At 54.3% G+C, this 15832-nt stretch carries 15 protein-coding genes; 10 read left to right on the top strand and 5 right to left on the bottom strand.

Annotated elements, in window-relative coordinates; genetic code table 11:
• Positions 1 to 12: 12 nt before the first annotated feature.
• Positions 13 to 552, top strand: coding sequence for an isopentenyl-diphosphate Delta-isomerase (gene idi, locus N7326_RS08310; protein WP_263088462.1), 540 nt, complete (start codon positions 13 to 15; stop codon positions 550 to 552).
• Here idi and N7326_RS08305 read toward each other — a convergent pair.
• Together N7326_RS08305 and N7326_RS08300 are read right to left on the bottom strand one after the other, a co-directional pair.
• On the bottom strand, positions 549 to 1346 hold the full coding sequence (locus tag N7326_RS08305) for a phosphotransferase (protein WP_263088461.1): 798 nt from the start codon (positions 1344 to 1346) through the stop codon (positions 549 to 551). The two genes, idi and N7326_RS08305, sit on opposite strands and share 4 nt — an antisense overlap.
• Entirely contained in the window at positions 1343 to 2554 is a 1212-nt protein-coding gene (locus N7326_RS08300; RefSeq protein WP_263088460.1) for an alpha/beta fold hydrolase, read from the bottom strand. The genes N7326_RS08305 and N7326_RS08300 overlap by 4 nt, the downstream gene beginning before the upstream one ends.
• A gap of 33 nt (positions 2555 to 2587) precedes the next feature.
• Here N7326_RS08300 and N7326_RS08295 point away from each other — a divergent pair, with 33 nt between their 5' ends.
• The 8 genes from N7326_RS08295 (at position 2588) to N7326_RS08260 (ending at position 9797) form a co-directional block, all read left to right on the top strand.
• Positions 2588 to 4648 carry a M3 family metallopeptidase gene (locus N7326_RS08295; RefSeq protein WP_263088458.1) on the top strand — a complete coding sequence of 687 codons (2061 nt, stop codon included), beginning with the start codon at positions 2588 to 2590 and terminating at the stop codon, positions 4646 to 4648.
• 4 nt (positions 4649 to 4652) lie between these two features.
• Positions 4653 to 4859 (top strand): hypothetical protein, encoded by a 207-nt coding sequence (locus N7326_RS08290; RefSeq protein WP_259079861.1) that lies wholly within the window; start codon positions 4653 to 4655, stop codon positions 4857 to 4859.
• A gap of 258 nt (positions 4860 to 5117) precedes the next feature.
• Complete coding sequence (locus N7326_RS08285; RefSeq protein ID WP_263088457.1) at positions 5118 to 5921, top strand: glycosyltransferase; 804 nt, start codon at positions 5118 to 5120, stop codon at positions 5919 to 5921.
• The gene (locus N7326_RS08280) at positions 5899 to 6798 is read left to right on the top strand and encodes a phytoene/squalene synthase family protein (protein WP_259079865.1); all 900 of its coding nucleotides are present in this window, start codon (positions 5899 to 5901) and stop codon (positions 6796 to 6798) included. The genes N7326_RS08285 and N7326_RS08280 overlap by 23 nt, the downstream gene beginning before the upstream one ends.
• Positions 6795 to 8351, top strand: a complete 1557-nt coding sequence (crtI, locus tag N7326_RS08275; protein ID WP_259079872.1) for a phytoene desaturase family protein — start codon at positions 6795 to 6797, stop codon at positions 8349 to 8351. Before N7326_RS08280 ends, crtI begins: the two co-directional genes overlap by 4 nt.
• Positions 8348 to 8677: a lycopene cyclase domain-containing protein gene (locus tag N7326_RS08270; protein ID WP_259079874.1), complete on the top strand. Its 330-nt coding sequence runs from the start codon at positions 8348 to 8350 to the stop codon at positions 8675 to 8677. The genes crtI and N7326_RS08270 overlap by 4 nt, the downstream gene beginning before the upstream one ends.
• Positions 8674 to 8943 (top strand): lycopene cyclase domain-containing protein, encoded by a 270-nt coding sequence (locus N7326_RS08265; RefSeq protein ID WP_259079876.1) that lies wholly within the window; start codon positions 8674 to 8676, stop codon positions 8941 to 8943. The genes N7326_RS08270 and N7326_RS08265 overlap by 4 nt, the downstream gene beginning before the upstream one ends.
• Positions 8940 to 9797: a prenyltransferase gene (locus tag N7326_RS08260; RefSeq protein WP_259079883.1), complete on the top strand. Its 858-nt coding sequence runs from the start codon at positions 8940 to 8942 to the stop codon at positions 9795 to 9797. Before N7326_RS08265 ends, N7326_RS08260 begins: the two co-directional genes overlap by 4 nt.
• On the opposite strand, the gene N7326_RS08255 is transcribed toward N7326_RS08260, so the two are convergent.
• From N7326_RS08255 to N7326_RS08245, 3 genes are all read right to left on the bottom strand, one after another.
• Positions 9794 to 10543, bottom strand: coding sequence for an ABC transporter permease (locus N7326_RS08255; protein ID WP_259079885.1), 750 nt, complete (start codon positions 10541 to 10543; stop codon positions 9794 to 9796). The genes N7326_RS08260 and N7326_RS08255 overlap by 4 nt on opposite strands.
• A gap of 14 nt (positions 10544 to 10557) precedes the next feature.
• Positions 10558 to 11478 (bottom strand): ABC transporter ATP-binding protein, encoded by a 921-nt coding sequence (locus tag N7326_RS08250; RefSeq protein WP_263088456.1) that lies wholly within the window; start codon positions 11476 to 11478, stop codon positions 10558 to 10560.
• 107 nt (positions 11479 to 11585) lie between these two features.
• Positions 11586 to 13709: a 4-alpha-glucanotransferase gene (locus N7326_RS08245; protein WP_263088455.1), complete on the bottom strand. Its 2124-nt coding sequence runs from the start codon at positions 13707 to 13709 to the stop codon at positions 11586 to 11588.
• Positions 13710 to 13879: 170 nt separating this feature from the next.
• Between N7326_RS08245 and N7326_RS08240 the strand changes: the two genes are divergently transcribed.
• A complete protein-coding gene (locus N7326_RS08240) occupies positions 13880 to 15718 on the top strand; it encodes an AMP-dependent synthetase/ligase (RefSeq protein WP_259079888.1) in 1839 nt (612 codons plus the stop codon).
• Positions 15719 to 15832 lie beyond the last annotated feature (114 nt).

Genomic DNA, 15832 nt, shown 5'->3' with positions numbered 1-15832 from the left:
AGAGGCAGTGATATGACAGATACCGTTGTGCTTGTCGACGATGAGGGAACCCCATATTCCACTGCCCCTAAAGCAACCGTGCATAGCAGCACCACACCATTGCACTTGGCTTTTTCCTGCTATGTTTTCAATCCCCACGGCCAATTTCTCATGACCAGGCGAGCCCTCTCAAAGGCCACGTGGCCTGGAGTGTGGACCAATTCCGCGTGCGGGCATTTAGGCCCACACGAAACCGCCCTCGACGCCGTGCACCGCTGGGTTCCCCACGAGCTGGGAATAGAGAGCCTCGATGAGGTTGAGGTTGTGCTGCCGGATTTCCGCTATCGTGCCGTTGATTCCAGCGGGATCGTGGAATACGAAATCTGCCCCGTTTTTATCGCCCGCATTAGTGCCGACATAGCTCCCGATCCAACCGAGGTGGATTCCTACCGGTGGGTGAATGCCACCGATCTCATCCGTGCCGTTGACTCAACCCCTTTTGCTTTTAGCCCGTGGATGGTTGAGCAACTCGGTCACCAGCAGTTGCGCGAGCGACTCCTCGCCGGCTTTTAGGAAAGTAGCGTCCGCGCCGCATTCAGGGGAATCTGCACCCAATCGGGACGGTGATGTGCTTCGTAGTCGATCTCGTAGAGCACCTTATCCACCATATAGGCCTCAAGAAGCTGTGCGTCATAGTCACCGTAGCCAGTGAGGAAATCCTCCCCATAATCGAGACCAGCATAATCGAAGCTCCGGATCATGCCCGCGAGATCTCGCATAGGAGAATCCGGGAGTCGGCGCTGGGATAGCGGAACAGTAGGCTCACCTTCGAAATCTATGAGGTAAAACGCCCCGTGTGATCGAAGAATTTGGCCAAGGTGAAGATCCCCATGAATGCGTTGCACAGGGATAGGGCGATCAAAGATCGAGTATATCCGCTCCGCCGCGGGGAGAAATTCCGCAATAATCTTGGTACGCGAGGCAAAAAGGTGTAGGCGTTCAAGAAATGTCTCCCGCAGATCCCGCCGCTGGCCCGTAGCAAAGGCATGGGCTAGATCTTCGTGCACTTCTTTAAGGATCGCGCCCATTGCAGAGGCATCATGAGGATCTAGTTGCTCTCGTGCCGCCCAGCAATCTTGGGCATCGGGCAGGACAGAGGTGATGATGACCGCGGTGGCATCACCGTCGCGAATCTCACCAATAAATTCTGCAACGTGTCGGTGAAGCGCAGCTGTGATTTCAACATCAGGATGAATTCCAGGTTCCGGATGCGCCAGCACCTTCCACACCTGATCGCCGAGAATATAACTGGCATTGGTTTGGGTACCGCTGAGGCGTTGAAATGCCGGCCCCGCAATACTAATCATAGGCCGAGAGTCACCCGCAACTGCCCATAAGGGTCACTCTCGGGATAGGGCTCGCGTCCGATCGGTGCAATAAGAACCTGTCTATTGGCGGAATAATCAGGCCAGGAGGGAAGCACACCGCGAAGGTAGTCCTTGACAATATTAAAGATCGGGGGATTGGGGGCGCTTCCGAATACCCAGCGTAGATCCGCCCCATGAATGATCGGAGGGTCTCCCTGGTAATCAATAAGCCACGTATCTTTTGGTCTCACCTGACCGATACCGAGGGCCCATTGCCGGATCATAGTATCTCCGACAAGTGAACCGAGCAGGGGACCATCAGGCTCATAGCTTTGTGGCATCCCGAAAATCCTACGCAGGATAGAACCCGGAATAAAGGGCTTCTCTTTGAGGTCAAACATCTCACCATCGGTGCAGCTAATAATAATGGGCAGATCCGCCATCTCCGCAGGCTCGAAAGGATAAGGGCCGAAAGCGAGATCGCTTGCTACCAGTCGACTAAATCGCTGCGCGCCCTTGTCCAGCCGGCTAGGTCCAAGACGCCTCAGGTCGTCCTGAGTCAACGGTACGCGCAAACATGCCCGCAAGAGATTTTTTCTGAAAGGATGGCGCGGAAAAGCGGGACTAACAGCCAGGATGCGTCGAAAAGTGCCGTCGTAATGATCCTTGCGCCCCAACCAGAGAGCTATGCCTGCCCCCGCAGAATGCCCCACCACCGTTATATTGGTGGGATCACCGCCGAAGCGCTCAATATTATCAGCCACCCACCCAATTGCTTCACGGCAATCTTCGATTCCGCGATAATCCTTCTCCCCTGAAAAGCGAACGAAGCCTTCGATAGCCAAACGGTATTCCACGCTCACTACAATAAAGCCTTGCTCAGCCAAGGCCGCAGCCTCAAATACTGGTTCGCGGAAATGCCCCGACTCATAACTACCACCGTGAATAAAAACCATCACCGGGCAATCGTGCAGTGGCTCAGCCGACTGTGGTGCCGTGATGAGAAGGGGGAGTAAAGATATCTGATCGGCACCGCGATGCGGCTGCGCTAGGGTGAGGGTGCTCAGGGCCTCGCCGGCAAATGTGGTGCGATAGGAGGGCTCAAAGGGGCGGTAGCTGGCATAACTGGCCAGGAAATACCGCACCGCAGTAGACGGTGCCAAGGGATTGTCGATCGCTTCGACCGTCGGTTGCACATCTGGTTGCATAGCCTTAGATTTTAGCAGCTAGCATAGGTAGCCATGAGCGAATATAACCCCCTTTTAGTCCCCTCCACGTTGCCCTACCAACTTCCGCCCTTCGCGGACATCAAAACTGAGCATTTCCAGCCAGCATTCGCAGCGGCCATAGCCGAGCACGACGCTGAGATCACCGCGATTGCCACCAACGAAGATCCAGCAACATGGGACAATACTGTAGAAGCTTGGGAAAAATCCGGTCGCAATCTCGAGCGCGTAGCCGCGGTCTTCTTCAATCTTCTTGGCACCGATTCGACTACCGAGTTAGAAGATATTGCGGCCACCGTCGCCCCGCAGTTAGCAGCCCATACTGATGCTATTTTCCTCAATGCTCAGCTCTATCAGCGGCTTAAGGATGTGCAAGTTCCCGTTGCCCCTGAATCTCAAAGACTTTTTGACCACCTGATGCGGCAATTTACAAGGAGGGGGATCAATCTCAGCGCGGATAAGCAGCAGCGGTTAAAGGAGATCAACGCGCAGCTCTCTTCGCTATCCGAGCGCTTTAATTCCGAGCTTCGGAAATCCACTACTCAGGATGCGCCTACTTTTGACCGGGAAGACCTCCGTGGGCTCGATGAGGCTACTATTCAGTCAGCCCGCCATTATGCTCAGGATCTAGGGCGCGAAGGCTATGTCTTGCCACTCGAGCTTCCAACCGTACAATCGGCTTTAAGTCATCTAGAAAGCCCCACGGTTCGGGCCACTCTCTATGAAGCATCCAAGCACCGGGGTGCGAGCAATGCTGAGACCGTTATCAAAACGGTGCAGCTGCGCGCTGAGAGAGCTGCTTTATTGGGCTATGACAATCACGCCGAGTACGTGATCGCAGAGGAAACCGCCCCTGATAGTCATGCAGCCTCGCAACTGCTATCAGATTTGGCACCCGCTGCCGCCACAAATGCTCGCAATGAATTCAAATTACTCCATGAGGCCGCTGATCTGGACAGCGAATCAGACCACGGTGCGACTATCGGGGCAGCAGACTGGCCTTACTGGGAAACTTATATACGCCACCGCGACTACCACCTCGATGAAACCGAACTGAAGAAATACTTCCCGCTCAGTCGGGTTGTTAACGATGGCCTCTTCTATGCAGCTTCTAGGCTCTATGGCATCACTGTACAGCCACGCCCCGATTTGGTGGCCTACCACCCGGATGTGAAGATTTATGAGATCCTGGAAGAAAATGGGGAAGGGATCGGGCTAGTGCTCACGGACTATTTCGCCCGCCCATCCAAGCGTGGAGGAGCCTGGATGAGCTCATTTGTGGATCAGTCCGAGCTACTGGGGGATAAACCGGTCGTGGTCAACGTGCTCAATATTAATAAGCCCGTCGATGGCTCCGATCCGCTGCTGAGTCTCGATGAAGTCACCACACTCTTCCACGAATTCGGCCACGGTCTGCATGGACTGTTTTCCCAGGTGAAATATCCCACCTTTTCGGGTACCCGGGTGCCTCGAGATTATGTGGAATTCCCCTCCCAGATCAACGAGAATTGGGCCTTTGATGACGCTATCCTCTCCCACTACGCCTTCCATATTGACACAGGAGAGCCACTTCCCACCCAGATGCGAGAGGCCATGACAAAGGCCCAGCAATTCGGTCAAGGTTGTGCAACCTCTGAGTACCTCGCCTCCGCAATCATCGACCTCGCATGGCACAGCCTCTCTCCGGACGAAGCACACAAACTGCGCCCTGAAGATATAGCCGAGTTCGAGCGCCAAGCTCTTGCGAAGGCGGGGCTTGAGGTGGCCCATCTAGCCCCGCGCTATGGGAGTCTTTATTTTGCGCATATTTTTGCTGGCGGTTACTCAGCGGGCTACTACTCGTATTTATGGGCAGAGGTTCTCGACGCCGATGGATTTGATTGGTTTACCGAATGTCACGCTGCGGGAGCACACGCTGGCGATGCAGCGGCTCGGCAGGCAGGTCAAAAATTCCGTGATCTCGTTCTCTCCCGGGGTGGAGCCGATGATTACCACGAAGCTTTTATCAAGCTGCGCGGCCGAGAAAAAGATATCACTCCGTTGCTGCGCCGTCGTGGACTAGCGGGTAGCTTATAAAATTATGGATGCCTTCACCCAATTCCTCACCACCACCAATTTCTGGTTGCAGGTTGTTGTGGTGTTTGTTGTGGTGGTCCCCCTCGGCGCTATGATCGCTGTGGTGTGGCTGCGGGTGGTGGATATTTCAGGGTCACTGTGGCTGCGCATAGTGGCGTGGGTGAAGAATGCCCGTGTGAAAACCGTGAATACTGGGGATGAAAGGAACTAATGGCTAACCCCGAAGAACTCCGGAAAAAAGATCAAAACCTCCCTAAACGGAGGCGTAGCTATCCACGTTCGCGAGTCACCCAGGCACTGTATCTGTTGCTAGCGGTCGTTGTTATCGCGTGGATAATAAGCCAATATTCTTAAAAAGGAAGCCCCCGCAACTGAGGGGTGTCGATTAAGATAGAAGGACGCAGCCACCACCGTCGCCATGCCACTCGAGCCCGAGTCAAGCAGAGGCAGTCTGGAGAAACCCCACTTGATGCATTCTCGACGCATATCCATGATCATCCCCTGCCTCAATGATGCCCCCCTGTTAGCGCGGCTGCTGGAAAGCCTGAGCGACCAGACTATTCCTGCAGATGAAGTCATTGTGATTGATAATGGGTCGGAAGATCATTCCGCTGAGGTGGCAGAAAAATTTGGGGCGCGAGTAGTCAGCGAACCACACCGCGGAATAACTCGAGCGGTGTGGGCCGGTTTCGAGGCGAGCACGGGCGATATTATGGTGCGCACAGACGCCGATGCAGTTCTGCCCCGTGACTATATTGCAAAGCTGCACACCACCTTTGATCGCGCAGATAAAAATCCTGGTCTGCGCGTGGTAGGGATCACAGGCAATGCACGATTCCAATTACCATCCCCCTGGTCTCGTATCGCAAGCAAGCTCTATGTGGGTAGTTATCTCTCCACCACAGCTTCCGCATTAGGGCACTACCCGTTCTACGGAACCAATTTTGCCATTCGGCGCAGCTGGTGGGAAGAGGTGCGGGATCAGGTCGATTTCACTGATACTTTCGTCCACGAAGATTTGAATCTCTCCTTCGCGGTGCGCCCCCATGAGACCGTCTGGTACCAGGATGATCTCCTCGTTGAGATGGATCCCAGAGCGCTTTTCGGAGCGCGGCAGCTCTTTATTCGCTTCACACGAGGTTTCTACACCATGTTTAAGAATTTCCGTACCCAACCTCCACCACTGCGTTTGAGCCACCGCGGTGCGCTGGGTTCCACCATGCAAAAACTAGTCAGTGGGAGGGAAAATAATGCGACTTCGCCCAAGCCTTAGCTACTTAGAGCGCTACGATAACGCCTCCTCTGCCGCTAGTCGGGAGATTATCAGTTCGTATTCCACCAGTTTTTCCTTGGCAACGAAACTTCTGGCACCCCGCGTACGACGCGATATCGCCCACCTTTATGCCATGGTGCGCATTGCCGACGAAATCGTCGATGGGACCGCCGGCGAGGCTCAGCTCAGCACAGCCGACGTAAGTGCGGAATTAGACGCCTATGAACAGCGGGTTTTACTAGCTCCCAGGCAGCGTTTCCATACTGATCCGGTGCTGCATGCCTACGGTCAAAGCGCTAGACGCTGCGGCTTTAAGGAAGAATATATCCGGGCCTTTTTCGCCTCGATGCGCCGCGATTTACATCAAACAACATACGATGCTTTAGATTTCGCCGCTTATGTCTACGGCTCAGCTGAAGTCATCGGACTATTATGTTTGCAAGCCTTTATCGTCGATATCCCTATCACAACCCAAGAAAGAGAGCTCATGGAGGAGGGGGCAAGAGCCTTGGGAGCAGCATTCCAAAAGATCAACTTCCTCCGCGATCTATCGGAAGACTCCCACGCTCTCGGTCGCCGATACTTCCCCCAGCTTGCAGAACGCGAACTGAACGATGCAACTAAAAAAGAGCTCATCGACGATATCCGCCATGACCTCCGTCTCGCCCGAACTGTTATTCCCCATTTGCCCTATTCCTCTCGCATGGGGGTGATCGCAGCTACTGATTTCTTTGCGGAGTTAACCAGGTTGCTCGATCAGACACCAACCTCGGATATCTATTCCCGGCGAGTCAGTGTGAGCTCGATCACGAAAACTAAAATCTTTGTGCGCGCAATCCAGCGCGCATTTACCACTACATCAAAGGATAGGATATGAAAGTTCTCATCATCGGCTCCGGTTTTGCGGGCCTCGCCACCGCCGCACTACTGGCCAAAGCGGGTATGCAGGTGGAAGTGATAGAAAAAAACAGCGGCATCGGAGGTCGCTCCGGTGAAATCACCGACCAGGGGTTCCGGTGGGATACTGGCCCGTCCTGGTATCTCATGCCCGATGCCTTTGATCATTTCTTCGAGCTCATGGGTACCAGCACCGGGCAGGAACTCGATCTTGTGGATCTCGAGCCCGGCTACCGCCTGTTCCCAGAAGGGCGCCCGCCCCTTGATATTCCCTCCAACCGCGCCGCCGCCATCGAATTATTTGAGAGTATCGAAGAAGGGGCCGGTGAAGCCCTCGAACTCTACCTTGATAGCGCCAAAGATGCCTACGATCTATCCATCGAGCGCTTCCTATATACAACATTTTCCTCCATCAACCCCTTTATCCACCACACGGTTCGCCAACGCCTCGGGCGCCTGGCGACATTGCTGTATAAGTCATTAGCGGATTTCGTCGATGAACGCTTCAGCGATACGAGGCTGCGCCAGGTCCTTAAATACCCAGCAGTCTTTTTATCCGCCCGCCCAGAGACGACACCCGCGCTCTATCACCTCATGAGCTATACCGATCTGGACTTGGGAGTAAAATACCCGCAAGGTGGCTTCATGGCAGTGGCGAAAGCCATCCACCGCCTCGCCGAGCACCACGGTGCAATATTCCGCTTTAATACCTCCGTCGTTGCTATTACCACCGAGAATAAAAAAGCCACCGGCTTGCGGGTTCGCAACGAAGACGGTGACCTCGAAGAACTCCCCGCCGATATCGTGGTGTCTTCCGCCGATTTACACCACACCGAAACCCGGCTACTTCCCACCGAGCTGCGCACCTATAGCGATGCCTACTTTGGTAAGAAAAATCCAGGCATTGGCACCGTGTTGCTCCTTCTTGGCGTGCGCGGCCGGCTGCCCGAATTAGATCACCATAATCTGCTGTTCAGCAGGGACTGGTCCCACGATTTCGATGCTGTTTTCTCTGGCCCCAGTGATCAGCGTCCCCTCGAAGCATCCCGCTCGATCTATATATCTATGCCGTCGAAGACAGACCCTGAGGTCGCCCCCGAGGACCACGAAAACCTCTTCGTTCTCATCCCGGCCCCGGCGCGCACCACCTTCGGCTATGGGGATGCTTACCGCGAGCAGGCAGACCCCGCGATTAGTGCAATTGCCGACGCCGCCATCGAGCAAATCGCTGCATGGACCAAGGTCCCAGATCTCGCCGAGCGCATTGTGGTGCGCAAGAGCCTAGGACCGAGCGATTTTGCCGAGCACTTCCATGCCTGGCGGGGCGGATCGATCGGTCCGGCGCATACTTTGAGCCAGTCCGCTTTCTTTAGGGGCAAAAATAAGTCCTCGAAAGTCGCAGACCTCTACTATGCTGGTGCTACCACGCTGCCAGGTGTTGGGGTTCCCATGTGCCTAATCTCTGCAGAGAACGTACTTAAGCGCATCAACGGCGACACTTCTCCTGGTCCTTTAGATACGGTGGGTTCATGACGGGTCTGGTCTATCTGCTGATCCTGCTCGGTTCACTAAGCGCTATGGTGGCCTGCGACTACCGCTATCGATTAGCATTCTTTCTCAACGCCCGTCACGCCGGGATCATCATTGCCCTGCTCGTGCTGATCTTTTTAATCTGGGACGGGCTAGGAATTATTACTGGAACATTCTTTCGCGGGGGATCGCCGTATATGACGGGGATTCTTCTCGCTCCTGAACTTCCTCTCGAGGAGCCAATCTTTCTGATATTTCTGTCCTATCTGACCATCAACCTCACCACAGCTGTGAGGCGATTGAGCCGCGCACAGGAGGTTCGGCAGTGATCTATACCCTGATTAGTGTGCCCTTTGTGCTCGGGGCTGGGGTAATGTGGTGGCGATCTGAGCACCGCAATATTAAAGAACTGGGCATCGTGACTGCGTTGTTGCTCATTCTCACCGCTATTTTTGACAACCTTATGATTTGGGCGAAGCTCGTCGCTTACGGCCAGGATCAGCGCCTTGGACTACACCTCGGACTTGTTCCCGTTGAAGATTTCTTCTATCCCATCGTAGCCGCCCTCTTTATTGCCGCCTGGTGGAAGCCATGACTACTTGTGTAAATATCCTTAAAGCCTCTCGGCCTATTAGCTGGGTTAATACGGCCTTTCCTTTCGGATTAGCCTATCTCTTAGCTGGCGGTCAGGTTGACCTGCTCTTTTTCGGTGGGGTTTTCTTTTTCCTCATTCCCTACAATATTGCGATGTACGGCATCAATGATGTCTTTGATTACGAATCCGATATACGCAACCCACGCAAGGGTGGGGTAGAGGGCGCCATCTTGGCGCGGTCTATGCACAAGCCACTGCTTATCGCCTCCGTGGTGAGTACGGTACCCTTCCTCATCTGGTTCTTCCTTGTGGGTACATTCACCAGTGGAGCGTGGTTGGCTCTCTCTGTGGGTGCCGTGGTGGCATATTCTGCACCTCCGATGCGCTTCAAAGAGCGTCCGGTGCTAGATTCGATTACGTCCTCGGCGCACTTTACTACTCCCGCACTGGTGGGGTTGACCATTGAGCACCCGGATTTTCCGCCCACGTATTGGCTACCTATCCTCTCCTTCTTCTTCTGGGGGATGGCTAGCCATGCTTTAGGGGCAGTCCAAGATGTGAAGGCGGATCGAGAGGGGAATCTGCACTCGATCGCAACCGCACTAGGGCCTAGATTGACCACAAGATTAGCGGGTCTATTCTACCTCGTGGCTGCAGTGATGCTCTTCGCCCTGCCCTTCCCGGGTTGGCTCATTGGGGTGTGCGGTCTGGGATATGTGGCCAATACGGCACGGTTTTTCTTTATCACCGACGAGACCTGTGAGGAGGTCAATAAGGCGTGGCGGGTATTTCTCGTGATGAATTATTTCACCGGGATGATCGTTACCTTCGCCGTGATTTCGCTCTATTACTAAGCCCGGTTTTTATCCCGCGTTGCTGCGTAAATACAACCAGTGACTAAGATCGTGGTCCAGATCCCGAAATTGGCGAAGGCAAGGGCCAAAGAGGTGGTCATCAGCCCAGCATCTTGGGTGAATTGAGAGCCTTCTGCCACGAAATACCGGGCTAATACCCCGCTGCCAAACATCGGGGTCCACTCCCCCCACCGCACAATTGCCTCCGGCATGGGCATAAAGAGATTGCCTAGAAAAGCCAGCAGCACGATCGAGGTTGTGGCGATAGTAATCGAGGTGGAGGAGGGGAGGAAGCTGGCCCATAAGAGCCCATAAAAGCCGAAGGGGACAGCGACCGCGACGGTGACGAAAAAAGTGAGTATCCACTCATCCATTCGTGCGCCCAGCATATAGCCAGTCGCAAGAACGGCCGCCACGGGTAGCATCGTAAAAGCGAAAATCGTACAGATTTGGGCAGCGATATAATGCCGTAACCGCAAGGGCGTGGTAGCCATCATGCGACCCCACCCACTGTTTTGGTCAACCACCGCGCTGCCAGCGGTATTGACTGCCGCCACTACCCCTCCATAAAGGGCGAGACCGATGAGAATATAGGCTTCTACATTCCCACCTTTAAGCGTTACCCCCTGATAGTCCTGGGCGGCACCGAAAATAATATACAAGGCCACGGGCAGACCCGAGGTGAGGATGACATTAGTGGTGTCTTTAAAAGGACGCTTAATGGATAACAGATAATAATCGAGCACAGGCGGCCTTCTTTCTAGTTCTTCTCTAAGGCAAAGAGCTCGTCCAAGCTCATGGCACTAATGCGAAGATTCTGAGTACCGTTCAAAGATAAGAGCGCCTTGGCGAGATAATCAGAATCGCGTGTTAAGAAGTGGTGGGTGTGCCCATGACGACTGTACCCAGAGCTGAGATCAATAATATGCGGGGGAATATCACCCGGGTAGTCCACATCGATACTGATTTCACCTTGGGCTTGGAGAATCTCCTGTGGAGTCCCAGAGGCGATAACGCGGCCTCGTTTAAGGATAATAAGCCGGTGGGCGAAGTCTTCGGCTTCCTTTAAATAGTGAGTGGAAAAGAGTACCGTTTTGCCGCGCGCGGCGAAGCGTTCGAGAGCATCCCATAATTTTTGTCGGGCACTCGGGTCCATCGCCGTGGTGGGTTCGTCCAGGAGCAGGAGGTGTGGATCGCCGAGGAGAGCAATGGCGAGTTTGACACGCTGCTGCTCTCCGCCAGAGCAGGCGGCAACCTTGCGTGATGCCAGCTCGTTGAGTTCGCAGATCTCGAGAATTTCCTCTAAGGGGAGATGCTGGCTATAGGTTGCCTGCACCATTCTTAAAGTTTCACTAACGGTGAGGATAGGCAATAGACTGCCGTTTTGGAGCATGGCGCCTACCAGTCCGCGAGCAATAGCCTGGCGGGGTTTGAGTCCATAGACTTCTATGCTGCCCGCGGTAGGGGAGGTCAATCCTACGATGAGATCGATCAGGGTTGTTTTGCCGGCTCCGTTATGGCCGAGGAGGCCAACGACCTCGCCTTCTTGGACATCAAAGGAAATACCGCGCACGGCATGAATAGAGCCCCTGCGGAAGCTTTTTGCTAGACCGCGGGCGCTCAGGGCTGGAGCTGGAGTCATGGAAATCTGTGCCTTCTTGTTCACTACTTGAAGAGACATACATTTCTGCGATGACACTTCGTACTCCATTTATTCTACGCAGATGAGGCCGCATGCGTCAGCGAGAATTAAAAAATGCAGGCCCGAAAGCCTGCATCAGAAGCGCATTAGGGTCGCGCGGAGGCGGCCGCAATATGCTGGAAACTCGAACTCGAATACAGATCCTCGATCAGCACTGCCTTGCCCTCATGATCGGTAAGTGGCACACACCAGTTCGGGTAAAGATCCTTCGTGGTACCTGGCTGATTCTGCACGCGCCGATCGCCAACCATATCTACCAAAGCTGTGCAGGTCAGCGCGGATGGGGTGTGGGCGATAAAGCGGTGTAGAGCTGCGACGAGAGTTTCGGTATCGCCGCGCTCATCGCGGGCTACGCCGTGGAAGTTTTCCACTGAGTTATCCTCGCCCTCGAAACCGCCCTGCTCCTTGACCCGGTTGAGTACTTCAGCCTGCCAATTCAGATCTTCGGCAATTTCCTGGTCTGCATCAGTAATCAGCAAGCCGAGCTGATCGCGCAAAGTGATATGGCGACCTTCCAAATACCCGCAGGTAGGAGGAAGATCATGGGTAGTCACCGAGCTTAGTGCAGCCTGACGGTACTCGCCTTGATAGCGTGGCCCTCCCTGAGATGGCGAGGATTCAAACCACAAGACGGAGGTGCCCATAATGCCGTAGTCGGCGAGAGCCTGTTGTACCCATGGTTCGAAAGTGCCGAGATCTTCGCCAATGACTACAGCTCCTGCGCGCTCAGCCTCGAGAGCCAGAATGCCGACGAGAGCGCGGTAATCATAGTTCACATAGGTGCCAGTGGATGGGTCTTGTAAGCGCGGAATCCAGAAGAGCCTAAATAAGCCCAGCACGTGGTCAACGCGAATGCCGCCAGAATTGCGCAATACTGTGCGCAGCATATCGCGCCATGGCTTGTATCCAGCAGCAGCGAGTTTCTCCGGATGCCACGGAGGCTGCGACCAGTCCTGGCCTTGCTGGTTATACGCATCCGGTGGGGCGCCGACGCTGGCGTCGGGGGCCAAATATTCGGCGAGGTTTTCTGCATCGGATCCACCTGGGTGTACGCCCACCGCAAGATCGGCCATGATGCCAATCTTCATACCGGCATCGCGCAATGCCTGCTGGGCGGCAGCGAGTTGGCTATCGCAGATCCATTGCAGCCACATATAAAATTCCACAGCATTTGCGTTATCCATGGCGTGGCCGCCGGCGAGTTTAGCTTCCTGTTTGGCACACCACGATGCAAAGCGTGCGAGACCTTCGCCTTCGCGGGCAATATATGCCTGGAATTCAGCTTCCCGTTTCTTATTTCGCCCGGCATTGAAGACCTCATGAAGTACCTGTAACTTCGCCGCATAAATGGGGTTGCGGTCAATGATGGAGGCATCACGATTCTGGGATTGGAATTCCTCAGCAATATCAGCAATATCTTCCAAAATATCGCTATCAAGGAGATCAATCTCGGGGATATCTTCGATGCGTATATAAATCGGATTGGTAAAACGACGTGAGGTAGGCAGGTAGGGGGAATCCTCCACTGGGGGTAGCGGCTCCCCAGCGTGCATCGGATTGACCAGGAGGAAGTCGCCTGCCTTCTGCTCGGCGATAAAAGCACCTAAGGTGGCAAGATCGTGAAAATCGCCGATGCCCCAGCTGTCTTCGCTGCGCACCGAGTACATTTGTGCCATCACTCCATGCACCGGCCGGTCGATATACGTAGCGGTGGTAGACAGTCGCGCAGGGGTCACTATCAAAGGACAGGTCTCACGTATCCCTGTAGAGGTCAGCGTAATGGTGTGCCAGCCTTGCGGGAGTCCGGCTGGGATCTCGAAAGTTGCCTCCCCCCATGTAACACCGGCAATCGTGCGAGCTGGAGTCCAGTTCTCTACCTGATCGGCCTTAGCTAAGCTACCATCTTCGAGCGTGATGGAAATATCTGCGGGCGCACCATCATGGACGTGCACATGCAGGTAATAGTTGGCTTCATCGATCATGACCACACTGCGCGGCAGCGGTCTTGAGAATTCGCCGTCGTGTCGCTCTTGGAGCTTGCGGTGAATCTCCTCCTCGGAAGGGTGATCGCTGATATCAACCTCTAAGGCTTTCAGCGTCTTGATTAAGGTGTCGTCAGACACTTCGATGGGCTGTCCACCGAATCCGGTGTAGCCCGTTGATATTGCGTATGCAGCGGCTAATTCGCGCAAAGATTCTTGATAACCCACAGTTGCCCATTGTGCCACCACCGTGAGTGAACGTGGGAATTTTTCAGCCTAAATGTGATGAATATGATGATCTCTTAAGTTACGCGTGGCACGGGCTTCCTGGGCAGGCGGGGGTATAGTGCTAGGTCGAAGATGCACCTCGGAGAGAAGATGGAGATGAAAGACACGTTATGCAGTTAGTGACTACCGAAGCTGAGTACACGATAGGCAAGCACGATACATGTCTGACTGCCCTGATGGCTACCGCTAAAGCCCGCCCGTATGGGGTGATGTTTACCAGGCCTAAGAATTTCGAGTGGGTCAATGTCTCCGCTAAGGAATTCATCGACGAGGTTTTCGAAGTAGCCAAAGGCTTTGTAGCCAACGGGGTGCAGCAGGGCGATCGCATTGCATTGCTCTCTGAGACTCGCTACGAGTGGTCGCTCCTCGATTTTGCCATCTGGGCGGCGGGAGCGGTGAGTGTGCCCATTTATGGTTCCTCCTCGATCAGTCAAGTGCAGTGGATTATTGAAGATTCGGGTGCGGTTTTCGCCGTGACCGAGACACGTGAGCATACCGAGCTCATGAAGAACCTCGTCCTCGACGAGTCGGGCACACCGCCACTTCTTCGGTCCACCTCGCAATTGCGCCGGGTACTCGAGATTAATGCCTCCGCTATTTCAACGTTAAAATTTGAGGGCCGCGATATACCCGATGAGGATATTTCCTCCCGCATCGCTGCAACTAAGAGCTCCGATCTCGCGTCGCTGGTCTACACGTCCGGTACGACAGGGCGGCCGAAGGGATGCCGGTTAACACATAAAAACTGGCTTGCCGAAGCGTGGGGATTATTAACCAACAAAATTGGCAGCATTGCTGCTCCGGGAACTCAGGTGCTTACCTTCCTCCCGCTCGCGCACGTTTTCAGCCGATCTGTATCACTTGCGGTGGCAATCAGTGGCGCCACGCAATCGCACTGGTCAGATTTCTCCACTCTCGGCGTGCAATTCCAACGCTCTCGCCCCAATCTTATCTTGGGGGTCCCTCGAGTTTTTGAAAAGGTGCGCAACTCCGCAGCGGCTAATGCCGCGGAGGGGGGACCGGTGAAGGCGGCGCTATTTGCGCGTGCAGAAAGAGTTGCGATCGAATATTCCAAAGCACTCGACGATCCTGAGGGGCCATCTCGGGTATTAAAGATTAAACATGCAGGCTTTGATAAATTGATCTATGCGAAGATTCGCCAAGCCATGGGTGATTCAGTGAAATATGCCATCTCCGGCGGCAGTGCGATGGATCCAGAATTGATGCACTTCTTCCGCGGGATAGGAGCCCGCATCTACGAGGGTTATGGCCTCACTGAAACGGCCGCTGCCGTAACAGTGGACTTCGAGAATCAAAGGATTGGTACCGTTGGCCCACCCATCGGCGGAATGAGTGTCCGCATCGCCGAAGACTCTGAGATTCTCATCCAAGGTCCCACTGTGTTTGATGGTTACTGGAATAACCCCGAAGCCACCGACAAAGTCTTTGACGAAGAGGGATGGTTCCACACAGAAGACCTTGGCGAGTTGAGCCCCGAAGGTCACCTCATTATTACTGGGCGGCAAAAGGATCTCATTGTCACTGCCGGCGGCAAGAATGTTTATCCCGGCCCCATGGAAGACTCGCTACGATCTCATCCGTTGATCTCTCAAGCCATGGTGGTTGGTGACGGCAAACCCTTCGTGGGCCTATTGGTCACACTCGATGAAGAGGCCATGAAACGGTGGAAATTGAATATGAATATTCCGGAATCGCGCAGTATCGCCGATCTCGCTACCAACCCTATGCTGCGGGCTGAAATACAGGATGCCGTCAATCAGGCCAATGCGAGTGTTTCGCATGCGGAAGCGATCAAAAAATTCTATATTTTAGATCGCGATCTCACCGAGGGTGATGATGAACTCACCCCCACCATGAAGGTAAAGCGCGCCGTGGTACAGCGCCGCTACGCAGCCGAGATTGAGCACCTCTACCAGCGCAATCAGTAATCTTCCAGGGTGCGCTTGAGTAGCGAAGAAGAAATTATAAAGGGGGCACGGCGAGCCGTGCCCCCTTTGCTTGTCAGATGTTTTAGAGTGATCGAAGCGAGGGCGACAACCTAG

The sequence above is a fragment of the Corynebacterium sp. ES2794-CONJ1 genome (genome assembly GCF_025660615.1).
In the GTDB taxonomy this organism is placed as follows: Bacteria; Actinomycetota; Actinomycetes; order Mycobacteriales; family Mycobacteriaceae; genus Corynebacterium.
This window is presented reverse-complemented; position numbering and strand designations above follow the sequence as displayed.

Coding starts and splice junctions, on each gene's coding strand:
- idi (WP_263088462.1), top strand. CDS start 13: ATGACAGATACCGTTGTGCTTGTCGACGATGAGGGAACCCCATATTCC.
- N7326_RS08305 (WP_263088461.1), bottom strand. CDS start 1,346: ATGATTAGTATTGCGGGGCCGGCATTTCAACGCCTCAGCGGTACCCAA.
- N7326_RS08300 (WP_263088460.1), bottom strand. CDS start 2,554: ATGCAACCAGATGTGCAACCGACGGTCGAAGCGATCGACAATCCCTTG.
- N7326_RS08295 (WP_263088458.1), top strand. CDS start 2,588: ATGAGCGAATATAACCCCCTTTTAGTCCCCTCCACGTTGCCCTACCAA.
- N7326_RS08290 (WP_259079861.1), top strand. CDS start 4,653: ATGGATGCCTTCACCCAATTCCTCACCACCACCAATTTCTGGTTGCAG.
- N7326_RS08285 (WP_263088457.1), top strand. CDS start 5,118: ATGCATTCTCGACGCATATCCATGATCATCCCCTGCCTCAATGATGCC.
- N7326_RS08280 (WP_259079865.1), top strand. CDS start 5,899: ATGCGACTTCGCCCAAGCCTTAGCTACTTAGAGCGCTACGATAACGCC.
- crtI (WP_259079872.1), top strand. CDS start 6,795: ATGAAAGTTCTCATCATCGGCTCCGGTTTTGCGGGCCTCGCCACCGCC.
- N7326_RS08270 (WP_259079874.1), top strand. CDS start 8,348: ATGACGGGTCTGGTCTATCTGCTGATCCTGCTCGGTTCACTAAGCGCT.
- N7326_RS08260 (WP_259079883.1), top strand. CDS start 8,940: ATGACTACTTGTGTAAATATCCTTAAAGCCTCTCGGCCTATTAGCTGG.
- N7326_RS08250 (WP_263088456.1), bottom strand. CDS start 11,478: ATGTCTCTTCAAGTAGTGAACAAGAAGGCACAGATTTCCATGACTCCA.
- N7326_RS08240 (WP_259079888.1), top strand. CDS start 13,880: ATGCAGTTAGTGACTACCGAAGCTGAGTACACGATAGGCAAGCACGAT.